A 20,816-nucleotide genomic window follows, 5' to 3' on the forward strand; every position below is an offset into this window, starting at 1 on the left:
CAGAACTCTATAAAGGGTGGTTTCCGTCTCCATTCTTACCTATAATCGCCCGGTGCTTCTTAATAAAACCCTGGTAAAAGCAACCTCTTTCAGTGCGTTGGGAGGTTTGCTCTTTGGTTTCGATACCGTTGTGATTGCCGGTACGACCCACTCTCTCACTCTGGAGTACGGGTTGTCGGCTGCTGCTTTAGGTTTTACCGTTTCGATTGCTCTTTGGGGAACGGTCGTCGGAGCTCTTGTAGCTGGCGCTTTTGGTCAAAAGATCGATCGCCGGTACGTTTTGCGGCTGATCGCCCTCTTGTATGTTGTCTCCTCACTGGGATGTTTCTTTGCCTGGAACTGGGGGGCACTCATCTTTTTCCGCTTTGTCGCTGGCTTGGCCATTGGCGGCTCTTCTGTACTTGTCCCTGTATATCTTGCGGAGATTGCTCCCAGCGCCTGGAGGGGACGGCTAGTTACCTTTTTTCAGGTGAACATCGGAGTCGGGGTTCTATTGGCCTTTACCGCCATCTTTGCCCTCGACTACTTCTCGGTTCCGAACACCTATCTCTGGCGGTGGGAACTGGGGTTGGCGGCGGCTCCCGCAACACTATTTCTGCTTTTGCTCTTCTTTATTCCTCCTAGTGCCCGCTGGCTTGCTTCTCAAGGGCGTTTGGAAGAAGCACAGGAGGCGTTACGTAAAATCGGCGCCTACGATCAACACTCGCAGGAGGCTGAAATCGGAATGATTGTCCGGTCCGGGACAGCAGATGGAGCAAAGTCCGAGCGCCTCTTCTCCAGGAAATACCTCAAGCCGATTCTTCTGGCTGTGGGCATTGCTGCTTTCAACCAACTCTCCGGGATCAATGCCATTCTTTACTACCTGAATGACATTTTTGTGGCCTCTGGCTTAAGCCGGAATAGCGGGAATCTGCATGCAATCCTTGTGGGGGCAACAAACCTTATGTTCAGCCTCGGATCGATGGCCTTGATCGATACTGTCGGGAGGCGCGTACTTCTGATGGCCGGCTCCTGGGGGATGATTGCCTGCCTGATTGGGATGGCCGTGGGGCTGTCCGGTCAACAGCATACCGGGTTGCTTTTTGTCTCCATTGTGGCCTTTAACTTCTTTTTCTCTGCTTCCCAGGGGGCGATACTTTGGGTCTATATGAGTGAGATCTTCCCTACAAGTATTCGCGTCAAAGGACAGAGCCTGGGGAGTACTGTTCACTGGATTATGAACGCACTTATTGCAGCAGGCTTTCCGATTGTAGTAAAACGATCTACCATGTATCCCTTTGCTTTTTTTGCCACAATGATGCTGGCTCAGTTCTTTCTGGTGTGGCTTGTATATCCTGAGACAAAGGGCGTCAGCCTGGAATGGCTGGAACATAAGTTGGTTCGCAGCTCAGGGCGAGAATGACTATGATTCTGGTGAAAGCGAGAGAATAGGTGTTACGCAAAACCGGCAGTCCCACACTCGTTGATGTTGCCCGCGAGGCAGGTGTTTCCCTCAAAACAGCTTCCCGGGTTTTGAATTCATCTCCTCAACTTTCCGCGGAAACGGAAAAACGTGTTCGTGCCGTAATGACGCGTCTGGGATACCAGCCCAACGAGATGGCTCGAGGGTTGAAGGTACGACGGTCTGCCACTATTGGTATGGTCGTTCCCAACCTGGCTGATCCTTTCACTGCCTCCTCAATCAAAGCAGTTCAGGATGTTGCCAGGGCACATGAGCATGTGGTGATTCTGGCCAGTTCCGGTGGTGATGAGGGGCTTGAACGTGAGGAAGTCGAAATTCTCATGCGCCGCCAGGTAGACGGCCTTATTCTGGCGCCTGCTGACGGCAGGAAGAATACACTGCAATCGATTATTCCTGAGCGGGTGCCGGTAGTTACCTTTGACCAGCCTATGCGTGGTTCTTCCTGGGATTGCATCCTGGTTCCGAACCGTGAAGCTGCCAAAGAGGCAACGGAGCATCTTATAGGGCATGGCTACAAGAACATTCTTGCAATAGGAGCCCGTCCCTATCTCTACACCTGCGCCGAGCGTGTTGCTGGTTATCGTGAAGCGGTAACTCGTGCCAGATTAAAGGAGCAGACACTCCTTGTGGATCACGAAAACGAGCTTACAGCGGAAACCCTCAAGAAGGCGCTCAGCGGTCCGAAGCCGATACAGGCAATCTTTACCCTGAATTGGGTAACAACAATGCTCGTTTTGCATGCATTGCGGGATCTGAAGAAGAAAATTGTCAAAGATGTGGCTTTGATTTCTTTTGATGACTTCGATTTAGCCGACATTTTGACACCCAGCTTGACTGTGGTTCGGCAGCCTCCGAGTGAGCTTGGCCGTCAAGCTGCAGAATTGCTGTTTCAACGGATGGCTGGCAATCAGGCTAAAAAGAGGAAGACGATTTCGCTGCCAACTATATTCGAGGTGCGTGAATCCTGCGGATGCAAGAGATAGCAAAAGAGTTCTGAAGCATTTTCCGCACAGATGCAGATCGAGTCACAGAAGCTTACGCGGCTTTCCGCCAAAGAAAGCCGCTTCGCTGTCTTCAGCGGTCTATATCTATGCGGGATATGCTCTTTCACTCGCATCCACAAGCGATAAGTTAGCCAGTTATTTGCTTGCGTTGTAGCAGGCTTGATCGCGTCGGCGGTTTCCTTTAGCTCATAAATGGCGTTTGTGTCCAGTTCGTAGAGAGTAGAGCTACTCGCGTTGGAAACCATTACTGCTTTTGAGATAGAAAATCTCTCGTTATGCTTATCGTCGTTGGTGTATATCTGGGCGGGAATGCTCTGGAGCAAAACCAGCGTTACTATGTCTTATCCAAATTCGGCGATGTGCAGGTTTTCTCGACGGAAAACCTGCGTAGGGAGTTGTGGTTCGGGATACACCTACGCTGGTTTTGCTCTAACTTGTGTGCCCAACACGATTTACCCTGTGCTGGTCAAACCGTTTGGGGATCCCACTTTGGATCCTGTTATATCTTCTCCGGATTACATGCTATCGCTTGAAATCGCACTGCCTTTCCCGAGTTATTTACGGCTGTAGTACTAACCCAAGTTCGTCATGATAGTACTTGGCTTGCTATCCGTCTTAGTCGATATGAATTTCATTTGTTGAAGGTTGTTAGCAGCAACCATGATTCATATCTAGGCGAAGATTGTGCAGTCACTCGTATGCTAAAAATTTGACTCGTATGCAATTCGCTGTACATGCTTCATTCGAAATCTGGCTTGTAAGAAGAATCCGATTAGGTTTCCTGTTTTGAAGAGGTGGCACTATAAATCTGGTAGTGGGAAAAAGCGCCGCTTTCAGCAGATACAGAGTGCATTCTGTTGATTGGCTGGATTTGAGAAGCCAGACAAAACAAGGAACCTGCATGTCCAAAATTGGACAAAGATGCTCGTAGCAATCTCTTCAGAGAGATGAATAAAAAGATGTTCAGTCCTCATTCAATCAAGAAGGCTTATCTCAAATATCCCGCATCGAATTTACAGAGTAGAACGATAGAGTTCCAGGCGGAGATCCTGGGAAAGTTTGCCCATAGGGGAAAAGCCGCCAAAGCAAACACCCTCCGGTGATTAAAGACGATTACCGGCTACGGGAGAGTTTTGTCGCTCCCTATCTCTCATAAAAATTAATTGTCTGTGTAATTTGGATAGCTGCGTTTCTTCGTGGGGACCTTCGTTGCAGTATGCGGTAGATGTAAAATGGCAACATTCTGTCAGCATGTCAGCAGAGTTTAGTTCTTAGGGGTAATCATGGTTAGAAGAGGATACGTTCCCTTTGTACTAGTATGCGCATCAGCCATAAGCCTTCCAGCCCAGCAGTCCTACCAGAGTGCATCCTTAGGCGGAAGGGTAACCGACCCAACAGGAGAGGGAATAGCCGGAGCGACAGTTACATTATTTCAGCGCTCAACGTTTACCTCTCAATCTGCTTCCAGTGATTCAAATGGAATGTATCGCTTTACCCACCTGGCAAATGGTCAATATGAATTGACCGTACAGAAACCCGATTTTAGAGCAACGACACGAAGTATAACGCTGCATTCGGATGAGACTGCAGACCTTTCAGTTTCGCTGTCGAATGAAGAGAAGAAGTCGGCAAGGCTTCAGCAGAACCTAATCTTCGAAGCTCCAAGCATCTCTGCAACTCCCACCCTTTCGATCTCAAAGCTTTCTCCATCTCCAGCTACATCGGAGGATGCTGACGAGCCTGCTGCCGTACTGGAAGGATTGAGCGGGATACAGCAGTTCCGGATTTTGAACAATCAGCCAAGTTCCTCGGGATGGATGCAGGTTCCTGACCCCACCGGCTTGAGTGCCGTTCACGGAACGCTTTATGGAATGCTAGGCAGTCAGTTGATTGGGTATAACCGCCTGCAATCACCATTTCAGCTGCCGCTGATGACGTATGGTGCTTCTTTGGGCGGTTCTTTCAATAACAACCGAACTGCGTACTCCATCGGCTTTGATCGAGACTCTTTGGACCAACGTAGGCTTCTCGCCATGTTTCCTTCCAGTCTGCATCAGGTAGGAAGCGCTGACGGAGCTTCTGCTCTTCGAGATCCTGTAGGAAGTTCAGTTACCTCGAGCCAATTTCTTGCTCGGTTGAGCCACCGCCTGGACAATCGCAATTCGATGGACATCGCCTATAAGGGCTCGGAAATGGCAGGGAACTCTCTGCAGAACAACGGGATGAGGCCGTCGCTAGGGCTGAACACATCTCACCAGAGCGGCAGTGTGAGCGATACCTTTACGGTCTCACCGAATACGCTGAATGAGGTACGTGGACAATTCACTTCAGGGAGTGTACAGGTGCCGGCAGGGCAGAGTGGCGATGCAATTCAGGCCGATGCCGCCACCATGAGGCGATTCAGAGTGTACGAAGCTGCCGACAATGTTTATCACCAGATGGGCAAGCAGATCTTCCGTGCAGGCGGTAACTTTTTGTACAACCAGATGAGCGTCTCTTTCCTTGAGGGGCGCTGGGGAAATCCTCAATTAGGTCAATCATCCCGCGGTGCGGGTGGCTATGTTCTGAATCAATGGAAGGTGACTCCTGATCTCGTGTTTACGGCTGGGGCCCGGTATGACCTTCAACTCCTCAAGAAGGTCCGAACAGACACGAATAATTTCGGACCTCAAGTGGGATTCGCATGGTCCCCGGCTGGTTCGCGGAGCACCGTGATTCGTGGAGGGTATGGCGTGATCTATGAACGGATTCCGCTGCCCGCCATCTCTGGTGCCTTTGATTCCGGAAGCGCGGCGGTTAATTTGCTGGGTTCGGCCAGCTTTACTCCCGGACTGAATTCCTCCTCTCTCCACACTCTGGGGAGTTCTTCGACGATCAGTCCTTCTATGCAGAACTCCTACATGGAAGATGCAAGCCTGGAAATTGAACAGCAAATAGGATCCCGAAGCTCGGTTACGGCAGCCTTCCAGCACGTCAATGGAGTACAGCTAGCCAGGCCGACTTCTATCGGCGCTGATCTTTGTGCCGGTACCAATGCAAATGGCGGGTGCGATGTGACTTCCGTATTCCAGGGCGGGCTGGAGTATGACTCGGGAGCACATTCCTCCTATGACGGTTTCTCTCTGGCCTTTGCGCAACATCCAGTACGCTGGGGCGACTATCGGATTGCCTATACCTATGCAACTGCCAGAAGTTCAATGGGGCAATCGTACGAGTCTATGGCTGGGGATCAAATGAAGCGAGTGTCGGGGGGCGGCAGTCTCCATACTTCCATGGAGCCGGGAGCGAACTTGTGGCAGCATTTCAGCCGCGGCATTTCCTTTACGGGTTACGGCGATATCATTCGTCGTAATGACCTTCCAGGACTGGATCTCATCAATTTGCGCGCCCGTCTGGTGAAGAACTATCAACTCGGTGCACGGACACACCTTGAATGCTTTGCGGAGACTTTCAATATGCTGAAACGCCGCAACTACTCACTCAGCCAAGCCAGAGAAGATCTGGGCGAGTACGGTGCGACGATTCTGCAATCCTACGAACGCTTCGCAACACTCACAAATCCTAGCGGAAGCCAGCTTGGCCTCCGTCTGAAGTTCTAGATTGGTGCGAGCGGTTTAGAATCCGGAAACTACAACAGGAGAAGGGAACGGCTTCCTGCTTGTGTTCCCATAGAACAACGAGACCGATGATCCATTCCAGGATCATCGGTCTCATTGTTTTGTGATATTTCAATTCACATTTTGTGAAATGTCTCTCAATTGTCTCGCAGTGTCCGGTTTCTTGATAACATCAAAATGTCACAATCTGGTGAAGGGGCTGAATGGCGTTGATTATCCTTTCCACTGTGTAATCAGCTTCCTGGGGCTGCCAGAAGAATGCTTGTGATTCATTTGTTCGGGTAGAAGATTTATTTTTTCCAGAGTCCATTTATGGAATGGATAACCCTCTGACTTGTCTACCAAAAGATAAGTTTGAAACGTTCTTTTATCTGCTTACGAATTCAAGCGGGCATTGTCTGTTATTAGTGTTGCCTGAAAAAGCACACCTTCGTGGGATGTGAATACCCCCAGATGGTGCCGAGGGGAGAGTAATATTTTCCTCTGGAATTTCGGAAGGCGGCGCCGATATTAGAGAAAGAGGGCTTTTCTCGATCAGTTCTCAACGCGTTGCATCCGTAACACGGGTGCTCAGATTTACTTTTGATGCCATGTTCCAAAATTGCAAAACTGGCATCTCAGTAGGAAATAAGTGCTCCTTCCTTAGCTACTCTATGCGATAAGCTCAAGGAAGGTTATAATGTAAGGTAAAATAAAACAAAATGTCTGTCGCAGATATTATTTCTCTGATTGATGCCCAGATATTGCGCCTCCAGCAGGCCCGCAGTATCCTCGTCGATGCACCGGCGCCTGCCAAACGGCATGGTGAACGGAGAACTTCACAAAAGGCAAAGCCTGTAAAGAAGGCTGCGCCGGCTCCAGCGCCAGTTCAAGCTAAGCCAGTTGAAACTGCGCAGGTAGCGCCAGCTCCGGCCCCCATTACCAAAAAGAGAGCTTTATCTCCTGAAGGACGGAGGCGGATACAAGAGGCACAGCGCCAACGTTGGGCCGAACGGCGGAAAGAAGCTGTTCCGTCCGCGCCTCCCAAGCCTGTTGCGCCTACTCCCACAGCACTTAGTGGTGCTGTCCCCAATGGACCTGTGGCTGTTTCAGCCGAGGAGGTTCGCAAAGCGGAAGCTCGTCGAGCTCAAGCTGAATCTGCTCATCACGTTGAAACTCTTGCTTCTGATTGGGTTGTTCCTAAGCCGGCTCCGGAACTTACGATTGACATGCTCTTTAAAGACTTGTCCGATAATCCTAAGCCCGCTGAAGAAACCACTAATGTGAATTAACTGCAGGTTACTTTAGTTTTAAGTATCCTCATAAGTAACCCGCGACAAGAACTCTGGTTGTATTACCTTACTGTGATCTTGCAATAAGCCACAGAAGCGAGAGCGCGATCTGTGGCTTATTTGCCTGTTTCCCAGTTCTTTTGTTTTACAATAATTGCACTAACGTATTCTGAGCTGGGTAAGCGGCTACAACAAAAAGCTCACAGGCAGGATCAATGTTGGTGTGTCTTCCTGGAGGCTAACTGAGCATTTCTTCTCGCAGCTTGGGGTACTCTCCTAATTACGAGACAATTGGACATTTAATCCAGAAGGTGCTTCGAATCCTATAGCTCCGCATGGAACTAAAAGTAACTTTTGCTGGAAGATTCACGATCGATCTGTTCCCGCACGAACAGAGGCTTGAGCTGTGCCGTATTCTTTTCCTTTTGCAGGTCTGTCCGGGCGAATCGTATATGCTCCAACAGCGGCCGGTACGATAAAAGTTTCGGCATAGTGAATTTCCATTGGACCAAAGGCGTTTGTCAGGCTTTCCACTCTCACCTGCTCTCCCTTCTACTAAATTGAGCACATGCATGCCACCATCGGTATTATGCGGTACCGTGGATGTGAACCAATGTCTGCGAGTTTCAAAGAATTCCAGCTTGTGGAGTCCGGTACTCTCTTCTCTCCACTCGTCGCCTGCAGGTATCAGAAATGGTCATGCTTCTTTGCCACGAAAGAGCTATGATCGGGAGCTCCGTTCAAAGGAAGATTGCAGACTATTTCCATCCAGTGCCCTCCCACGGACCAGGAACGAGGAGCGGAACAACACGGAACGCACCTTCAGGTGGTTCTGTACTGCGGTTTGTGCCTCCTTCAGTTTTTCCCGAGTCAGGAAATTGGAGATCTCGATAGAACTCATCTCCGCAAAGACCGGATCGTCTCCTGGATAGGGAGCAAGCATGCGATCAATCTTTTCTGATGATGTCTTGATCGCTTCCTGCATATCGAGAACGGAAGAGAGGGATGGAGCTCGATGTGCAGATTCCTTTTGATGTCGGAATTGAATGTTTCCGGATCGCATTCCAGGCAGAGGACAGTGTGATCTGCACGCAGAGAATTCCGGAGCTCTCTTGCGATTGCGGTCCATCTTACGACACATTCCGAATCGGACCCGACAGGAATGTAAGGGAATCTCTCGTACATGGGATAGTCTTCCTGTGATCAAGGGACTGGACTCCAAGCAGAGCACTTTTCTCAATCAAGGTGTCTTGCACGGTTCCAAATAGTATTTACCTGCAGAAGCCGTCATTTGAAGTGACGATGATTTTCCGAGCGGAAGTTTAAAGCCGAGGTACACAGACACGGCAAAAATGCTCTAAAGTAAGGGGGCTGGCTCCAGTACGATCTTCTCATGCCTGAATCCGAGGTGATTCATCAAGATGCGCTCCGCTTCCACTCTCGCTCTCTTTGTCTTGGCAAGTTTATTCAGTTTTCTTCCCGTCGCAAAGTCAGAGAACTTGTCTGTACTGCAGATTTATTTCATTGATGTGGAGGGAGGGCAAGCGACTCTCTTTGTGACCCCCGAGCACCAGTCTCTGCTTATTGATACAGGATGGCCGGGCAATCCCAAAGAGAATGATACGAGCGCAGCCCGCATCGCTTCGGTTGCTCATCAGGCAGGTTTAAGCAAGATTGACTATGTCCTGGTGACTCATTATCACGTCGATCATGTTGGCGGGGTGCCTTCGCTCCTGGAGCGTATTCCCGTCGGAGCCTTCATTGATCATGGTCCGAATCGAGAGAACGATCCAGTAACGCAGAAAGGCTTTGAGGCGTATCAGAAGATACTTGCATCAGGCTCCTATGGTCACATTACAGCTAAGGCCGGTGATTCGCTGCCTCTGCGTGGTATTGAAAGCAAGGTCATCAGTGCAGATGGACGGCTGATCGAATCCTCATTAAACGGTGCCGGTAAAGCCAATTCCTTGTGCGCCGCTGCTCCTAAAATCACAGCGGATCAAACTGAAAACGCGCGCTCTTTAGGGGTTCTTTTCACTTTCGACAAATTACGCATTCTCGATTTGGGGGATCTCACTTCCGATAAGGAACTGGAGCTAGCGTGTCCGGTCAACAAGCTGGGGAAAGTCGATATCTATATTGTTTCGCATCACGGCTGGTATCAGAGTAATAGCGCACCTTTCGTTCAGGCTATTGCTCCACGTGTGGCAATCATGGACAACGGCGCCAAAAAGGGTGGCTCTCCCTCGGCTTGGCAGAACATCCATGACACTTCCGGACTGGAAGACCTTTGGCAGCTCCATTATTCAGATGAGGGTGGACGTCAGCATAATGTAGCGGACAACTTGATAGCTAATCTTCCTGGAGCCGATGCGGGGAATTGGATTCGATTGACGGCACATCCGGACGGAAGCTTCGATGTCTTCAATTCGCGAACACAATCCAGTAAGCACTATTCGTCGAAATAGGTATAGGGATCGGTCGCAACGCTTTTGGGGAGGAGCGGTCTTTCTGTACATTCTCTACAGCAGCCTTCAGCGGATGATGCAACAATCGAATTGACCAGCGAAATTGGCCATTGTCACAAGACCTTAGGGCAATTGTCTTAGCGTAATTGCCTTTACTTCTGCTATTGTTGCGGACAATTCAGTGTAGAATCCGAGTCCTGTCGTGAAGACATACGACGGGTAGACCAATTGTATTTATTGTCCTCCTTTTCACGGATGCCCCGGGGAGAGGCTTCTATTTTGCCGTAAGCAAGGCGTAATGAGAGCATTCTTACTTTCGAATTGAGACGAGAATCTAGCTCCCTATGATGATTCGTTTTGCAAAGCGAAAGTACAAGAACTCTAGCAGGTTTGCGCCAGCTGTCTGATGACCCTCGAAATCGGAGAGCAACATGGCGGTTACTGTTACACAGCAAGACCCACGTTACAAGACTCTTTGCCGAGGCCATAATCTGCGATGGCCCAGATCTGAGGCCGATGCCGTTCAACAGATCGAATTATGCGAAACAGCAGAAGAAGTAGCCGAGACTCTTCAGCGGATTGTGAATGCCGGCATGCGCCCAACGATTCGTAGTGGCGGACATTGCTATGAAGACTTTGTCTCAAATAATCCTGGCGGATCTTTGTTGGACTTGAGTCTCCTGACCGCACCGCGTTTGAGTGGAGACGGGCGGAGATATCGGATCAGCGCGGGGCAACAACTCGGGGAAGTTTACCTCAATCTTTATCGGCGCTATGGCGTTACGATTCCAGCGGGTTCCTGCTACAGCGTTGGGGCTGGTGGTCATATCAGCGGTGGAGGCTACGGTCTTCTTTCTCGCCTCCATGGATTAACCGTCGATTGGCTCTCGGCGGTTGACATCCTTACAGTGGATGGCGCGGGGAAGGTGGCTCTTCGGCGTGTCGATGCGAGCCACGATCCTGATTTGTTCCGTGCTTGTCGTGGTGCAGGCGGAGGAACTTTTGGCGTGATTACCGGATTCCTTTTCGATAAGCTGCCTCCGGCTCCACAAGAAGTTGCTCATGCCCTCCTTTCCTTCGACTGGAAGACGATGACCGAGGATCGTTTTGCCACAATTGTGAAAACATTCGGCAACTATTGGGAGACGAGAGGAAAAGATCCTGAGACTTGGGGCCTTTTCGCAGTAATGGGGCTTTCTCATTCATCCACCCAACACTTCGGCATTTCTCTGCAGTTCTGTAATCCCGACGGTACGGTAAAAGATCTGACCGTATTGAATGAGTTTCTCGATCTCTTCCATCTTTGTAGCCCCAGTTATCAATCCGTGCCCGTACCGGGAGAGCGAAGATTTCCGCATCGCGATACCGATCAGCAAGTGTGTTTAGGGCAGCACCAGATTGTCATGAGGCCTTGGCTGGATATGACGGTCGCGGGTGGGGGCAGTGGCGGTGGAATTCGAGCAAAATACAAATCCGCATACATGAAGCACAACTTTACTACTGCTGAAGTAAAGTGCCTGTACAAGTTCCTTACTCAAGAGCCAGCAGGAGCCGATCTGAAAGGATTGGTAGTGCTTGTCGATTCCTATGGCGGAGCGATTAATAAAGCCCCGTTGGCCGATGCAACTGCAATCTGGCAGCGTAGCTCCATCATGAAACTCCAGTACATCTCAAATTGGACGAGACCTGAAGAAGACACTGAGCGGGTGAAATGGCTGGGAGAATTCTATCGGGAGATGTACTCCAATCCTGACGATAATCCTTTGCATGCGGCGACTCCATATCCCGGAGAGCAATACGAGGGATGCTATATCAACTACCCTGACTGCGATATGTTGGCCTATTCCTTCTGGCCTCAGCTTTATTACGGTGAGAATGGTCTTTATCCCTTTCTGCAGAGCGTGAAGCGCAGATACGATCCCCATAACATCTTTCATCACGCGATGTCAGTTCGTGTATAGATATCGCTGGAGCGAGATATGACGAAACATACTCAGTTCAGCCGCCGTCGATTTGTTCAGGGAATTGGATATGCAACGGCACTCAGCTCCTGGAGAGGTGTTGTTCCTTTGGCTGGTGCCTTGTCATCGGGTGCGCAGTTGCGCTACGCCTACGTGGGATCTACCTCCAATGGAAAGCATGGTCTTTACACCTTTGCGGTGGATGGGAATAGATGGGAGCAGGTGCAGTTTCTTTCCAGCCCCTCTCCTTTCCACCTGGTATTACATCCGAGTCGAAATCTCCTGTACGTCTCGAATGAAATAAGTGAGCATGAAGGGCTTCCGGCAGGGACCATTGAAAGCTATTCGGTCGATCCGGACAAGGGAACTTTGACTCTTCTGCATACACAAAGATTGTCTCTCTCTGCCGTTGGTCCGCGCCGTTTTGCTCTCTCTCCTGATAGCCGCTATCTTGTCGTTGCAGTATACGGAGGAGGGGCTTATAACCTTTTGCCTCTTGGGGATGATGGATTGCCAAAGGGTGTATCTGGAATCCTGAAAGAGATTGGCCAGGGTAATTGCCGTTTGCAATTATCAGCAAATCCGAGTTCGTTGTGTTTCGATCCCGTGAATGGGCATGTGCTGAGTGCCGATCTTGGCGCAAACCGTTTGAATGTTCTTGCTGTCGGGAATGGACGGCTTGTTCGCAAACAGCAGTTCTCCGTCGCCGAAGGTGCGGGCCCAGGACAGGTTGCGCTGCATCCTTCCGGAAATTTCCTGTATGTAACAAATGATCTTGAAGGGACAATCTCTTGCTATCGCTATTCGTCTCACTCCGGATGGATTGAAGATCGAATCCACCAGGTTGAAGGAACGGGCTGTGATCGTGACGTTAACGAAGTGTTTCAAAGTTCTTTGGGCGTTCATCACTCAGGGCGTCTTCTTTATTCTTCCTTTTGGATGGATTCTAGGAATGAAGAGAGAAAAAGTATCCGGGCCTGGAGGGTGGATCCGTATTCCGGAGAATTGACGCATATTTCATATCTGGAGGGGCAAATGGCTGTGCTCACTCCCTCAGAGGACAAGCTGTATGTCCTCGATCAGAGGACTTCCTCTGTGAGTGCCTATGCGATCGATTCAACTACTGGAAGTCCATTGCGCCCCAATTACCTGGCGCAGATTGAATCTCCAAAATGTATAGCATTGAAATATTAGGCATGTAGGGCGATCATTTGGAAGAAGACAATGGATTTCAAGTTTCTGCGCAATCTACTACCTGTTTGTGCTCTTGGCTTGGCGACAATGCCGATGTTTGGGGCCTCTTCCAGCTGCCATGACATTTCTCATGCAGATCATCCCAAGGCCGTCCTCTCAAAGGATCATCTAGAGCTGGTAGCTTTTCTTCCTGATCCTCAGAACGGCTATTATCGTGGGCCGAGGTTTGACTGGTCAGGCGTTGTTGGATGTTTATCGTATCGGGGGCACACCTTCTGGGGTGAATGGTTCCAAAAATACGATCCATTGCTGCATGATTCCATTACCGGGCCCGTCGAAGAGTTTCGCTCTGAAGGCGGAGCCCTTGGATACGCGGATGCTCGACCCGGCGATCTATTTGTGAAAATCGGAGTTGGCGTACTTCGCAAGTTGGACGAATCGGTCTACAACTTCGGCACGTCCTATCCGTTGGTTGATTCTGGGAAGTGGAAGGTTAGTACGCGGCGAGACGCTATTGTCTTTCAACAAGTTCTGAAATCTTCACTTGGAATTAATTACCGCTATACAAAGACGTTGCGGATCGATGGTCGGGGAGATGCTATTGTCCTTGAGCATCGCTTGGAGAACTTAGGTCCCAAGCCCATAGAGACCGATGTTTATGACCATGACTTCTTGATGCTTGATAATCGTCCCACGGGGCCTGGCATGCAGATCCGCCTGGACTTTGCTCCCAAAGCCAGCGAGGCTTTCGATCCTGAGGTTGTGAAGATAGAGGGGAAGGAAATTACCTATCTCAAGGAATTGCAACCCCGGCAAACAGCAGCTGGCTACATAACGGGATATTCCGACAAACTATCTGACTATGACATTCAGGTAATAGATCATGCTTCCGGAATCGGTGTAGAGCAGACTGCGGACAGACCAATCTCGAAATTCTACCTTTGGTCAATTCGGAGCACTATATCCCCTGAGGCCTATATTCACTTGAATATCAAGCCGGGTGAAACCCAAGCCTGGAACATTCGATATCGTTTTTGGGTTGAATAAACTATCAGGATTCGACGAACAGAATGGCCGTTTCTGGACACCATTCCATGGCGGCCCCTGTTTGGGATTATTTTTTGAAGGCACCTTCTGCAGTGTTTCCGGCAAATCCCTTCTTGCCAATATTCGAATTGTAAAGATAACCTTGATACTCTCAAGTCCAATAGCTGCATTCTGTGAATGCTATGAATGCGAATGCTACTATTGGACGGACATTTGGATTGTCATGTTTGGGGCCAGGTCTTTGCAAGGAAAGCCTTTCCCCTGGGATAGGCTCAACTCTAGAGCGCAATATTTAAAAAAATAAAATCTAAAGCAGCGCGGAAGCAGTATGACCAAGATGCCATTAGAGCATCTATCTAAAAGACTTTACTGCCTCCAGGAGTATTCATGCGTCAGCAGGTATCCCCCGACGTGCTTGATACGACCCAGCTCCTCTCGACGTTGATCGCCTTCAAAAAAGGCGATTTTTCTGTGCGTCTTCCAGAGGATCAGACCGGGGTGGTCGGAAAGATCTACGACACACTGAACGATGTCTTTGAACAAAATGAGCTATTGGTTCAAGAGTTTTCCCGAGTTAGTAGAGCGGTCGGTAAAGACGGCCGAATTAATCACCGCGCAACCTTGAAGGTCGGCGGTGCTTATGCGGAATGCATTGAGTCGGTTAACAGTTTGATCAGCGATCTTGTGCAACCTTCTACCGAAGTTGCGCGCGTCATCGGTGCTGTGGCCAAAGGCGACCTCACCCAGAGAATGGCACTTGAGGTCGATGGGCGCTCCCTAAAGGGCGAGTTCATGCATACTGCCGTCGTGGTGAACACGATGGTAGACCGGCTAAACACCTTTGCCGGAGAAGTGACCCGTGTTGCTCGCGAGGTCGGGACAGAAGGCAAGCTTGGCGGTCAGGCGGATGTGAAAGGCGTAGCTGGTACCTGGAAAGACTTGACTGATTCGGTCAACAACATGGCCAGCAACCTGACGAATCAGGTCCGCAATATTGCCGGAGTGACCACTGCAGTAGCTCGAGGCGACTTAACAACCAAGATCACGGTCGATGCCCGAGGGGAAATTCTTGAACTTAAAAACACCATTAACACAATGGTGGACCAGCTATCGTCATTTGCATCCGAGGTAACCCGCGTGGCGCGCGAGGTCGGAACCGAGGGCAAGCTTGGCGGTCAGGCGGATGTGAAGGGTGTGGCGGGTGTTTGGAAGGATCTCACCGACTCCGTAAATTCAATGGCAGGCAACCTGACTGCCCAGGTCAGAAATATTGCTGAAGTAACGACCGCTGTTGCAAATGGGGATTTGAGCCGCAAGATCACCGTAGATGTTCGTGGAGAAATTCTTGAGCTAAAAAACACCATGAATACCATGGTGGACCAACTCAATGCTTTTGCGTCTGAGGTAACCCGCGTGGCACGCGAGGTTGGAACCGAAGGCAAGCTTGGCGGACAAGCAGATGTAAAGGGTGTTGGCGGAGTTTGGAAAGATCTGACCGAATCGGTCAACTCGATGACCGGCAACCTCACAGCCCAGGTCAGAAACATTGCTGAAGTTACCACTGCTGTTGCCCGTGGAGATCTTGGCCGCAAGATCACGGTAGATGTCCGCGGTGAGATTCTGGAGCTAAAGAACACGATCAACACGATGGTGGATCAGCTGAACGCTTTTGGTTCGGAGGTGACCCGTGTTGCGCGTGAAGTTGGAACCGAAGGCAGGCTCGGTGGCCAAGCGGATGTGAAGGGAGTTGCCGGAGTCTGGAAAGATCTGACCGATTCGGTGAACTTTATGGCTGGTAACCTGACCAGTCAGGTCAGAAATATCGCCGATGTTGCAACCGCGGTGGCTCGTGGTGATCTGAGCCGCAAGATCACGGTGGATGTTCGTGGCGAGATTCTGGAGCTAAAGAACACGATTAACACGATGGTGGATCAGCTGAATGCCTTCGGTTCGGAGGTAACTCGTGTTGCCCGTGAAGTAGGAACAGAGGGAAAGCTTGGTGGCCAAGCCGATGTGAAAGGTGTCGGTGGAGTCTGGAAAGATCTTACAGAGTCGGTCAACTCAATGGCCGGAAACCTGACGGCCCAGGTAAGAAATATTGCAGAAGTAACGACTGCTGTAGCTCGTGGCGACCTGGGACGCAAAATTACAGTAGACGTGCGTGGCGAGATTCTGGAGCTGAAAAACACCATGAACACAATGGTGGATCAGCTGAACGCCTTCGCTTCGGAAGTCACCCGTGTTGCGCGTGAAGTTGGAACTGAAGGAAAACTTGGCGGCCAGGCAGAGGTAAAGGGTGTTGCCGGAGTCTGGAAGGATCTGACCGAATCGGTCAATTCCATGGCTGGCAACCTGACAGCCCAGGTGAGAAATATTGCCGAGGTTACTACAGCAGTCGCTAATGGTGACCTGAGTCGCAAGATTACGGTCGATGTACGCGGCGAAATTCTGGAACTGAAGAACACGATCAACACAATGGTGGATCAGCTGAATGCCTTTGCTTCGGAAGTCACCCGTGTTGCTCGTGAGGTAGGAACCGAAGGGAAACTCGGCGGGCAGGCGGTTGTAAGAGGTGTCGGTGGTACCTGGAAGGATCTGACGGAGTCAGTGAATTCAATGGCAGGGAACCTCACCAGTCAGGTGAGAAACATTGCTCAAGTTACTACCGCTGTTGCTAAGGGCGACCTTTCAACAAAGATTACCGTTGATGCTCGCGGTGAGATTCAAGAGCTAAAGAACACGATTAACACGATGGTGGATCAGCTGAATTCTTTTGGTTCGGAAGTTACGCGCGTTGCGCGTGAAGTAGGAACCGAAGGGAAACTCGGCGGCCAGGCAGAGGTAAAGGGAGTTGCCGGAGTCTGGAAAGATCTGACCGAATCGGTCAACTCCATGGCTGGCAACCTGACAGCCCAGGTGAGGAATATTGCCGAGGTTACGACGGCCGTTGCACGTGGTGATCTTGGCCGCAAAATCACGGTCGATGTACGCGGCGAGATTCTGGAGCTGAAGAACACGATCAACACAATGGTGGATCAGCTGAACGCCTTCGCCTCGGAAGTCACCCGTGTTGCTCGTGAGGTAGGAACTGAAGGGAAGCTCGGTGGACAGGCGGTTGTAAGAGGTGTCGGAGGTACTTGGAAGGACCTGACGGAATCGGTCAACTCCATGGCCAGCAATTTGACGGCTCAGGTTCGAAATATTGCTCAGGTGACCACGGCTGTTGCGAATGGAGATTTGAGTCGCAAGATTACTGTCGATGTTCGGGGCGAGATTCTGGAGCTGAAGAACACCATCAACACGATGGTGGATCAGCTGAACGCCTTTGCCTCGGAAGTCACGCGTGTTGCTCGTGAGGTAGGAACTGAAGGGAAGCTCGGCGGGCAGGCGGAAGTTCGGGGCGTAGCCGGTACATGGAAGGATCTTACCGACAACGTGAACCTGATGGCTGCAAACCTGACTACCCAGGTTCGCGGTATCGCTAAGGTGGTGACTGCCGTAGCGAATGGCGATCTTAAGAGAAAGCTGGTGCTGGAAACCAAAGGTGAGATTGCGGAGCTGGCCGACACCATCAACGCCATGATCGACACCTTAGCTGTTTTTGCTGACCAGGTGACCTCGGTAGCTCGCGAGGTAGGAATCGAAGGGAAACTCGGCGGTCAGGCTCGCGTGCCGGGTGCTGCTGGTATCTGGCGCGATCTCACGGACAATGTGAATCAGCTTGCAGCTAATCTGACGACCCAGGTGCGAGCGATTGCCGATGTCGCGATTGCTGTCACCAAAGGCGATTTGACTCGTTCGATTGCCGTAGAGGCCCAGGGAGAAGTTGAAACGCTCAAGGACACGATCAACCAGATGATTGCCAATCTTGCTGAGACGACGCGCAAGAATACCGATCAGGACTGGTTGAAGACCAACATCGCAAAATTTACTGGGATGATGCAGGGGCAGCGCGACCTGCTTGCTGTCGCTAAGTTGTTGCTCTCGGAACTCACTCCCCTGGTTGGTGCACAGCGAGGTGCCTTTTATCTGGCCGATAGTGTCGAGAGCGATTCAACGACGCTGAAATTTCTCTCCGGGTATGCCATTAGCGAGCAAGAAGAAATTCGGCGACAATTCAGGGTCGGAGAAGGACTAGTTGGCCAATGCGCATTCGAGAAACAGCGCATCGTGGTGAAAGAAGTACCAAAAGACTATATCCGCATTGAGTCGAGTCTGGGAGGATCGGCACCCGCAAGCATCGTTGTTCTGCCTGTGCTCTTTGAAGGAGAAGCGAAAGCTGTTATTGAGCTGGCATCTTTCTATCAGTTCAGCGAAGTTCATCTGGCCTTCCTCGATCTGCTGACAGAATCCATCGGTATTGTGTTGAACACGATTGCCGCAACGATGAGGACTGAAGAGCTCCTGAAGCAATCGCAAGCTTTGGCTGAAGAATTACAGAGCCAGCAGTTGCAATTGCAAAAGACGAATGCGGAGCTGCAAGAGAAGGCCCAATTGCTTGCCGAACAGAAGACGGAAGTTGAAACCAAGAATCGTGAAGTGGAGCAGGCAAAGGCGCAGCTTGAAGAGAAGGCTGAGCAACTGGCCCTTACTTCGAAGTACAAGAGCGAGTTTCTGGCAAATATGAGTCATGAACTCCGCACTCCGCTGAACAATCTTCTGATTTTGGCGAAGATGCTTGCCGAGAATTCGGAGAAGAATCTTCTGCCCAAGCAAGTGAAATTTGCCGAGACTATTCATTCCTCCGGTACGGACCTGCTTGCCCTTATTAACGACATCCTCGATCTTTCAAAGATCGAGTCCGGAAAGATGGACGTTGAGCTTGGTCCGGTTCGTTTTGCTGAATTGCAGGATTATTGCTCCCGTACCTTCCGTCATGTTGCGGATGGTAAGGGGCTCGACTTTACCATTGAGCTTGATGCCACGCTCGGCGATAGTATGCATACCGATACGAAGCGTTTGCAGCAGGTTCTCAAGAATCTGATCTCCAACGCTCTGAAGTTTACCGAGCACGGATCCGTTAATCTCTCGATTGGAAGACCTGATTTGAAGTGGCGTCCGGAGAATCCGGTACTCAGCCGGATGAAGAGTGTCATTGCATTTTCGGTAACAGATACCGGTATAGGCATTCCACAGGACAAGCAGAAGATCATCTTCGAAGCCTTCCAGCAGGCAGATGGCACCACCAGCAGAAAATACGGTGGCACCGGACTTGGGTTATCTATCAGCCGTGAACTGGCCCGTCTGCTTGGCGGAGAGATTCGTCTGGAGAGTATTCCCGGTGTGGGGAGTACGTTCACTCTTTATTTGCCGCAGATGTATGCCCCCGCTGTTCTTCCTCCAGGAGGCGAATCTTCCCGTTTCGCGGTTTTCCCCGCGTTAGCGTCTGCAGAGAACGCCGAAACGGCAACAACAATCATGGCGCCAATACGGACGAATCTACCCGAGTCCCTGGTAGAAGATCTTGTGGTGGAGGACGATCGTAATGTCATTCATCCCGGAGATCAGGTGGTCCTGATTGTTGAAGACGATGTAACCTTTGCGCGAATTTTAGTAGATATGGCACACGAACAGGGACTGAAATCCTTGGTCGCACTGCGCGGTGCTACTGCACTATCGTTGGCTCGGGAATTCATTCCAGGCGCAGTGACACTGGATATCTCTCTTCCGGATATGGTGGGCTGGACCTTCCTTGATCGCCTGAAACACGATCCGCAAATTCGCCATATCCCAGTGCACATTATCAGCGGAGATGAAAACCGTCGTCGTGGACTTGCTTTGGGCGCAATGACTTATCTTCAGAAGACTGTCGGCAAGGAATTGCTGGAGCAGGCCTTTGGACACATCCACAAATCGATGCAGCCTCGTATCAAGAAGTTACTGCTTGTAACCTCGAGTGCCGAGACACAGCGAATTTGCGAAATGATTGGAGGCCCTGATCTAGAGATATTTGCAGCTTCTACAGGCGGTGAGGCCTTGGCTATCGTTGGTGAGCAGTATTTGGATGCCATCGTAGTGGATTCTCAATTATCCGATATTGCCGCGCCACATTTCGTAGAAGAGGTGCATGCACATATTGCTCCTGAGGTGCCACCGATTTTGTTGTTGGGAACCCAGCCGGAGAGTGATGAGAACAATCTTGGTCTGCTTTTTCAATCCACGGTGATCCGGTATGTGCCATCGGTTGAGCGTCTGTTGGATCAAACGGTTCTTCTGCTTCATCGCAGCGAAACAGTGCTTTCCGAGACACAACGGGAAATTCTTTTTGAAGTACGCCAGAGTGACGCAACTCTGACAGGCAAGAAGGTCCTGGTGATCGATGATGATCTGAGAAACATCTTTGCCTTGACTAGTCTGCTGGAGCATCACGATATTGAAGTCTTGCACGCAGAAAACGGTCGTGCCGGAATTGAGTTACTGCGGAAGACTCCCGATGTAGATGTGATTCTAATGGACATTATGATGCCGGAGATGGATGGGTATCAGACGACACAGGCCATCCGCCGGATACCGCAGTTTCATAATCTTCCGATTATTGCTCTTACCGCGAAGGCTATGAAAGGGGATCGCGATAAGTGCCTGGAGGCTGGGGCCACAGACTATGTAACCAAGCCTGTGGATCTGGAGCAGCTTTTTTCTGTCATGCGAGTTTGGCTTTCCAGACGAAATGAAACAGGGATTCATTCAAGTATTGCTGTACACAAAAATGGTAGTTCCATGGACAGTCATTTCTATTCCGATGCCAGTGTTCAGGATTGAGTCGGATTTGTATTGCTAATCATCAGCGGTCTA

Annotated in this window: 11 protein-coding genes; 9 read left to right on the plus strand and 2 right to left on the minus strand. The window is 50.5% G+C overall.

What is annotated here, in order from left to right:
• Nucleotides 1-16 precede the first annotated feature (16 nt).
• The 4 genes from AC6I7T_RS24330 (at nucleotide 17) to AC6I7T_RS24345 (ending at nucleotide 7,354) form a co-directional block, all read left to right on the plus strand.
• A complete protein-coding gene (locus AC6I7T_RS24330) occupies nucleotides 17-1,402 on the plus strand; it encodes a sugar porter family MFS transporter (RefSeq protein ID WP_497790354.1) in 1,386 nt (461 codons plus the stop codon).
• Between the two features lie 29 nt (nucleotides 1,403-1,431).
• Nucleotides 1,432-2,445: a LacI family DNA-binding transcriptional regulator gene (locus AC6I7T_RS24335; RefSeq protein ID WP_497790355.1), complete on the plus strand. Its 1,014-nt coding sequence runs from the start codon at nucleotides 1,432-1,434 to the stop codon at nucleotides 2,443-2,445.
• Nucleotides 2,446-3,749: 1,304 nt separating this feature from the next.
• Nucleotides 3,750-6,065, plus strand: a complete 2,316-nt coding sequence (locus AC6I7T_RS24340; protein WP_497790356.1) for a TonB-dependent receptor — start codon at nucleotides 3,750-3,752, stop codon at nucleotides 6,063-6,065.
• Nucleotides 6,066-6,784: 719 nt separating this feature from the next.
• Nucleotides 6,785-7,354, plus strand: coding sequence for a hypothetical protein (locus AC6I7T_RS24345; RefSeq protein ID WP_497790357.1), 570 nt, complete (start codon nucleotides 6,785-6,787; stop codon nucleotides 7,352-7,354).
• A 366-nt stretch (nucleotides 7,355-7,720) separates the two neighbouring features.
• On the opposite strand, the gene AC6I7T_RS24350 is transcribed toward AC6I7T_RS24345, so the two are convergent.
• A complete protein-coding gene (locus tag AC6I7T_RS24350) occupies nucleotides 7,721-7,894 on the minus strand; it encodes a hypothetical protein (RefSeq protein WP_497790358.1) in 174 nt (57 codons plus the stop codon).
• 181 nt (nucleotides 7,895-8,075) lie between these two features.
• Nucleotides 8,076-8,483 carry a DUF8485 domain-containing protein gene (locus AC6I7T_RS24355; protein ID WP_497790359.1) on the minus strand — a complete coding sequence of 136 codons (408 nt, stop codon included), beginning with the start codon at nucleotides 8,481-8,483 and terminating at the stop codon, nucleotides 8,076-8,078.
• A 292-nt stretch (nucleotides 8,484-8,775) separates the two neighbouring features.
• On the opposite strand from AC6I7T_RS24355, the gene AC6I7T_RS24360 reads away from it, so the two are divergent.
• From AC6I7T_RS24360 to AC6I7T_RS24380, 5 genes are all read left to right on the plus strand, one after another.
• The gene (locus tag AC6I7T_RS24360; protein WP_497790360.1) at nucleotides 8,776-9,822 is read left to right on the plus strand and encodes a ComEC/Rec2 family competence protein; all 1,047 of its coding nucleotides are present in this window, start codon (nucleotides 8,776-8,778) and stop codon (nucleotides 9,820-9,822) included.
• A gap of 431 nt (nucleotides 9,823-10,253) precedes the next feature.
• Entirely contained in the window at nucleotides 10,254-11,783 is a 1,530-nt protein-coding gene (locus tag AC6I7T_RS24365) for an FAD-binding oxidoreductase (protein ID WP_497790361.1), read from the plus strand.
• Between the two features lie 18 nt (nucleotides 11,784-11,801).
• Nucleotides 11,802-12,977, plus strand: coding sequence for a lactonase family protein (locus tag AC6I7T_RS24370; RefSeq protein WP_497790362.1), 1,176 nt, complete (start codon nucleotides 11,802-11,804; stop codon nucleotides 12,975-12,977).
• Nucleotides 12,978-13,007: 30 nt separating this feature from the next.
• On the plus strand, nucleotides 13,008-14,024 hold the full coding sequence (locus AC6I7T_RS24375) for a hypothetical protein (protein ID WP_497790363.1): 1,017 nt from the start codon (nucleotides 13,008-13,010) through the stop codon (nucleotides 14,022-14,024).
• Between the two features lie 387 nt (nucleotides 14,025-14,411).
• Nucleotides 14,412-20,783 (plus strand): HAMP domain-containing protein, encoded by a 6,372-nt coding sequence (locus AC6I7T_RS24380; protein WP_497790364.1) that lies wholly within the window; start codon nucleotides 14,412-14,414, stop codon nucleotides 20,781-20,783.
• Nucleotides 20,784-20,816 lie beyond the last annotated feature (33 nt).

The sequence above is a fragment of the Humiphilus diazotrophicus genome, assembly GCF_059726315.1.

Bases quoted from the DNA above. Each gene is read 5' to 3' on its own strand.
- AC6I7T_RS24340 (WP_497790356.1), top strand. From the start codon at position 3,750: ATGGTTAGAAGAGGATACGTTCCCTTTGTACTAGTATGCGCATCAGCC.
- AC6I7T_RS24345 (WP_497790357.1), top strand. From the start codon at position 6,785: ATGTCTGTCGCAGATATTATTTCTCTGATTGATGCCCAGATATTGCGC.
- AC6I7T_RS24365 (WP_497790361.1), top strand. From the start codon at position 10,254: ATGGCGGTTACTGTTACACAGCAAGACCCACGTTACAAGACTCTTTGC.
- AC6I7T_RS24380 (WP_497790364.1), top strand. From the start codon at position 14,412: ATGCGTCAGCAGGTATCCCCCGACGTGCTTGATACGACCCAGCTCCTC.
- AC6I7T_RS24355 (WP_497790359.1), bottom strand. From the start codon at position 8,483: ATGGACCGCAATCGCAAGAGAGCTCCGGAATTCTCTGCGTGCAGATCA.
- AC6I7T_RS24370 (WP_497790362.1), top strand. From the start codon at position 11,802: ATGACGAAACATACTCAGTTCAGCCGCCGTCGATTTGTTCAGGGAATT.
- AC6I7T_RS24360 (WP_497790360.1), top strand. From the start codon at position 8,776: ATGCGCTCCGCTTCCACTCTCGCTCTCTTTGTCTTGGCAAGTTTATTC.
- AC6I7T_RS24375 (WP_497790363.1), top strand. From the start codon at position 13,008: ATGGATTTCAAGTTTCTGCGCAATCTACTACCTGTTTGTGCTCTTGGC.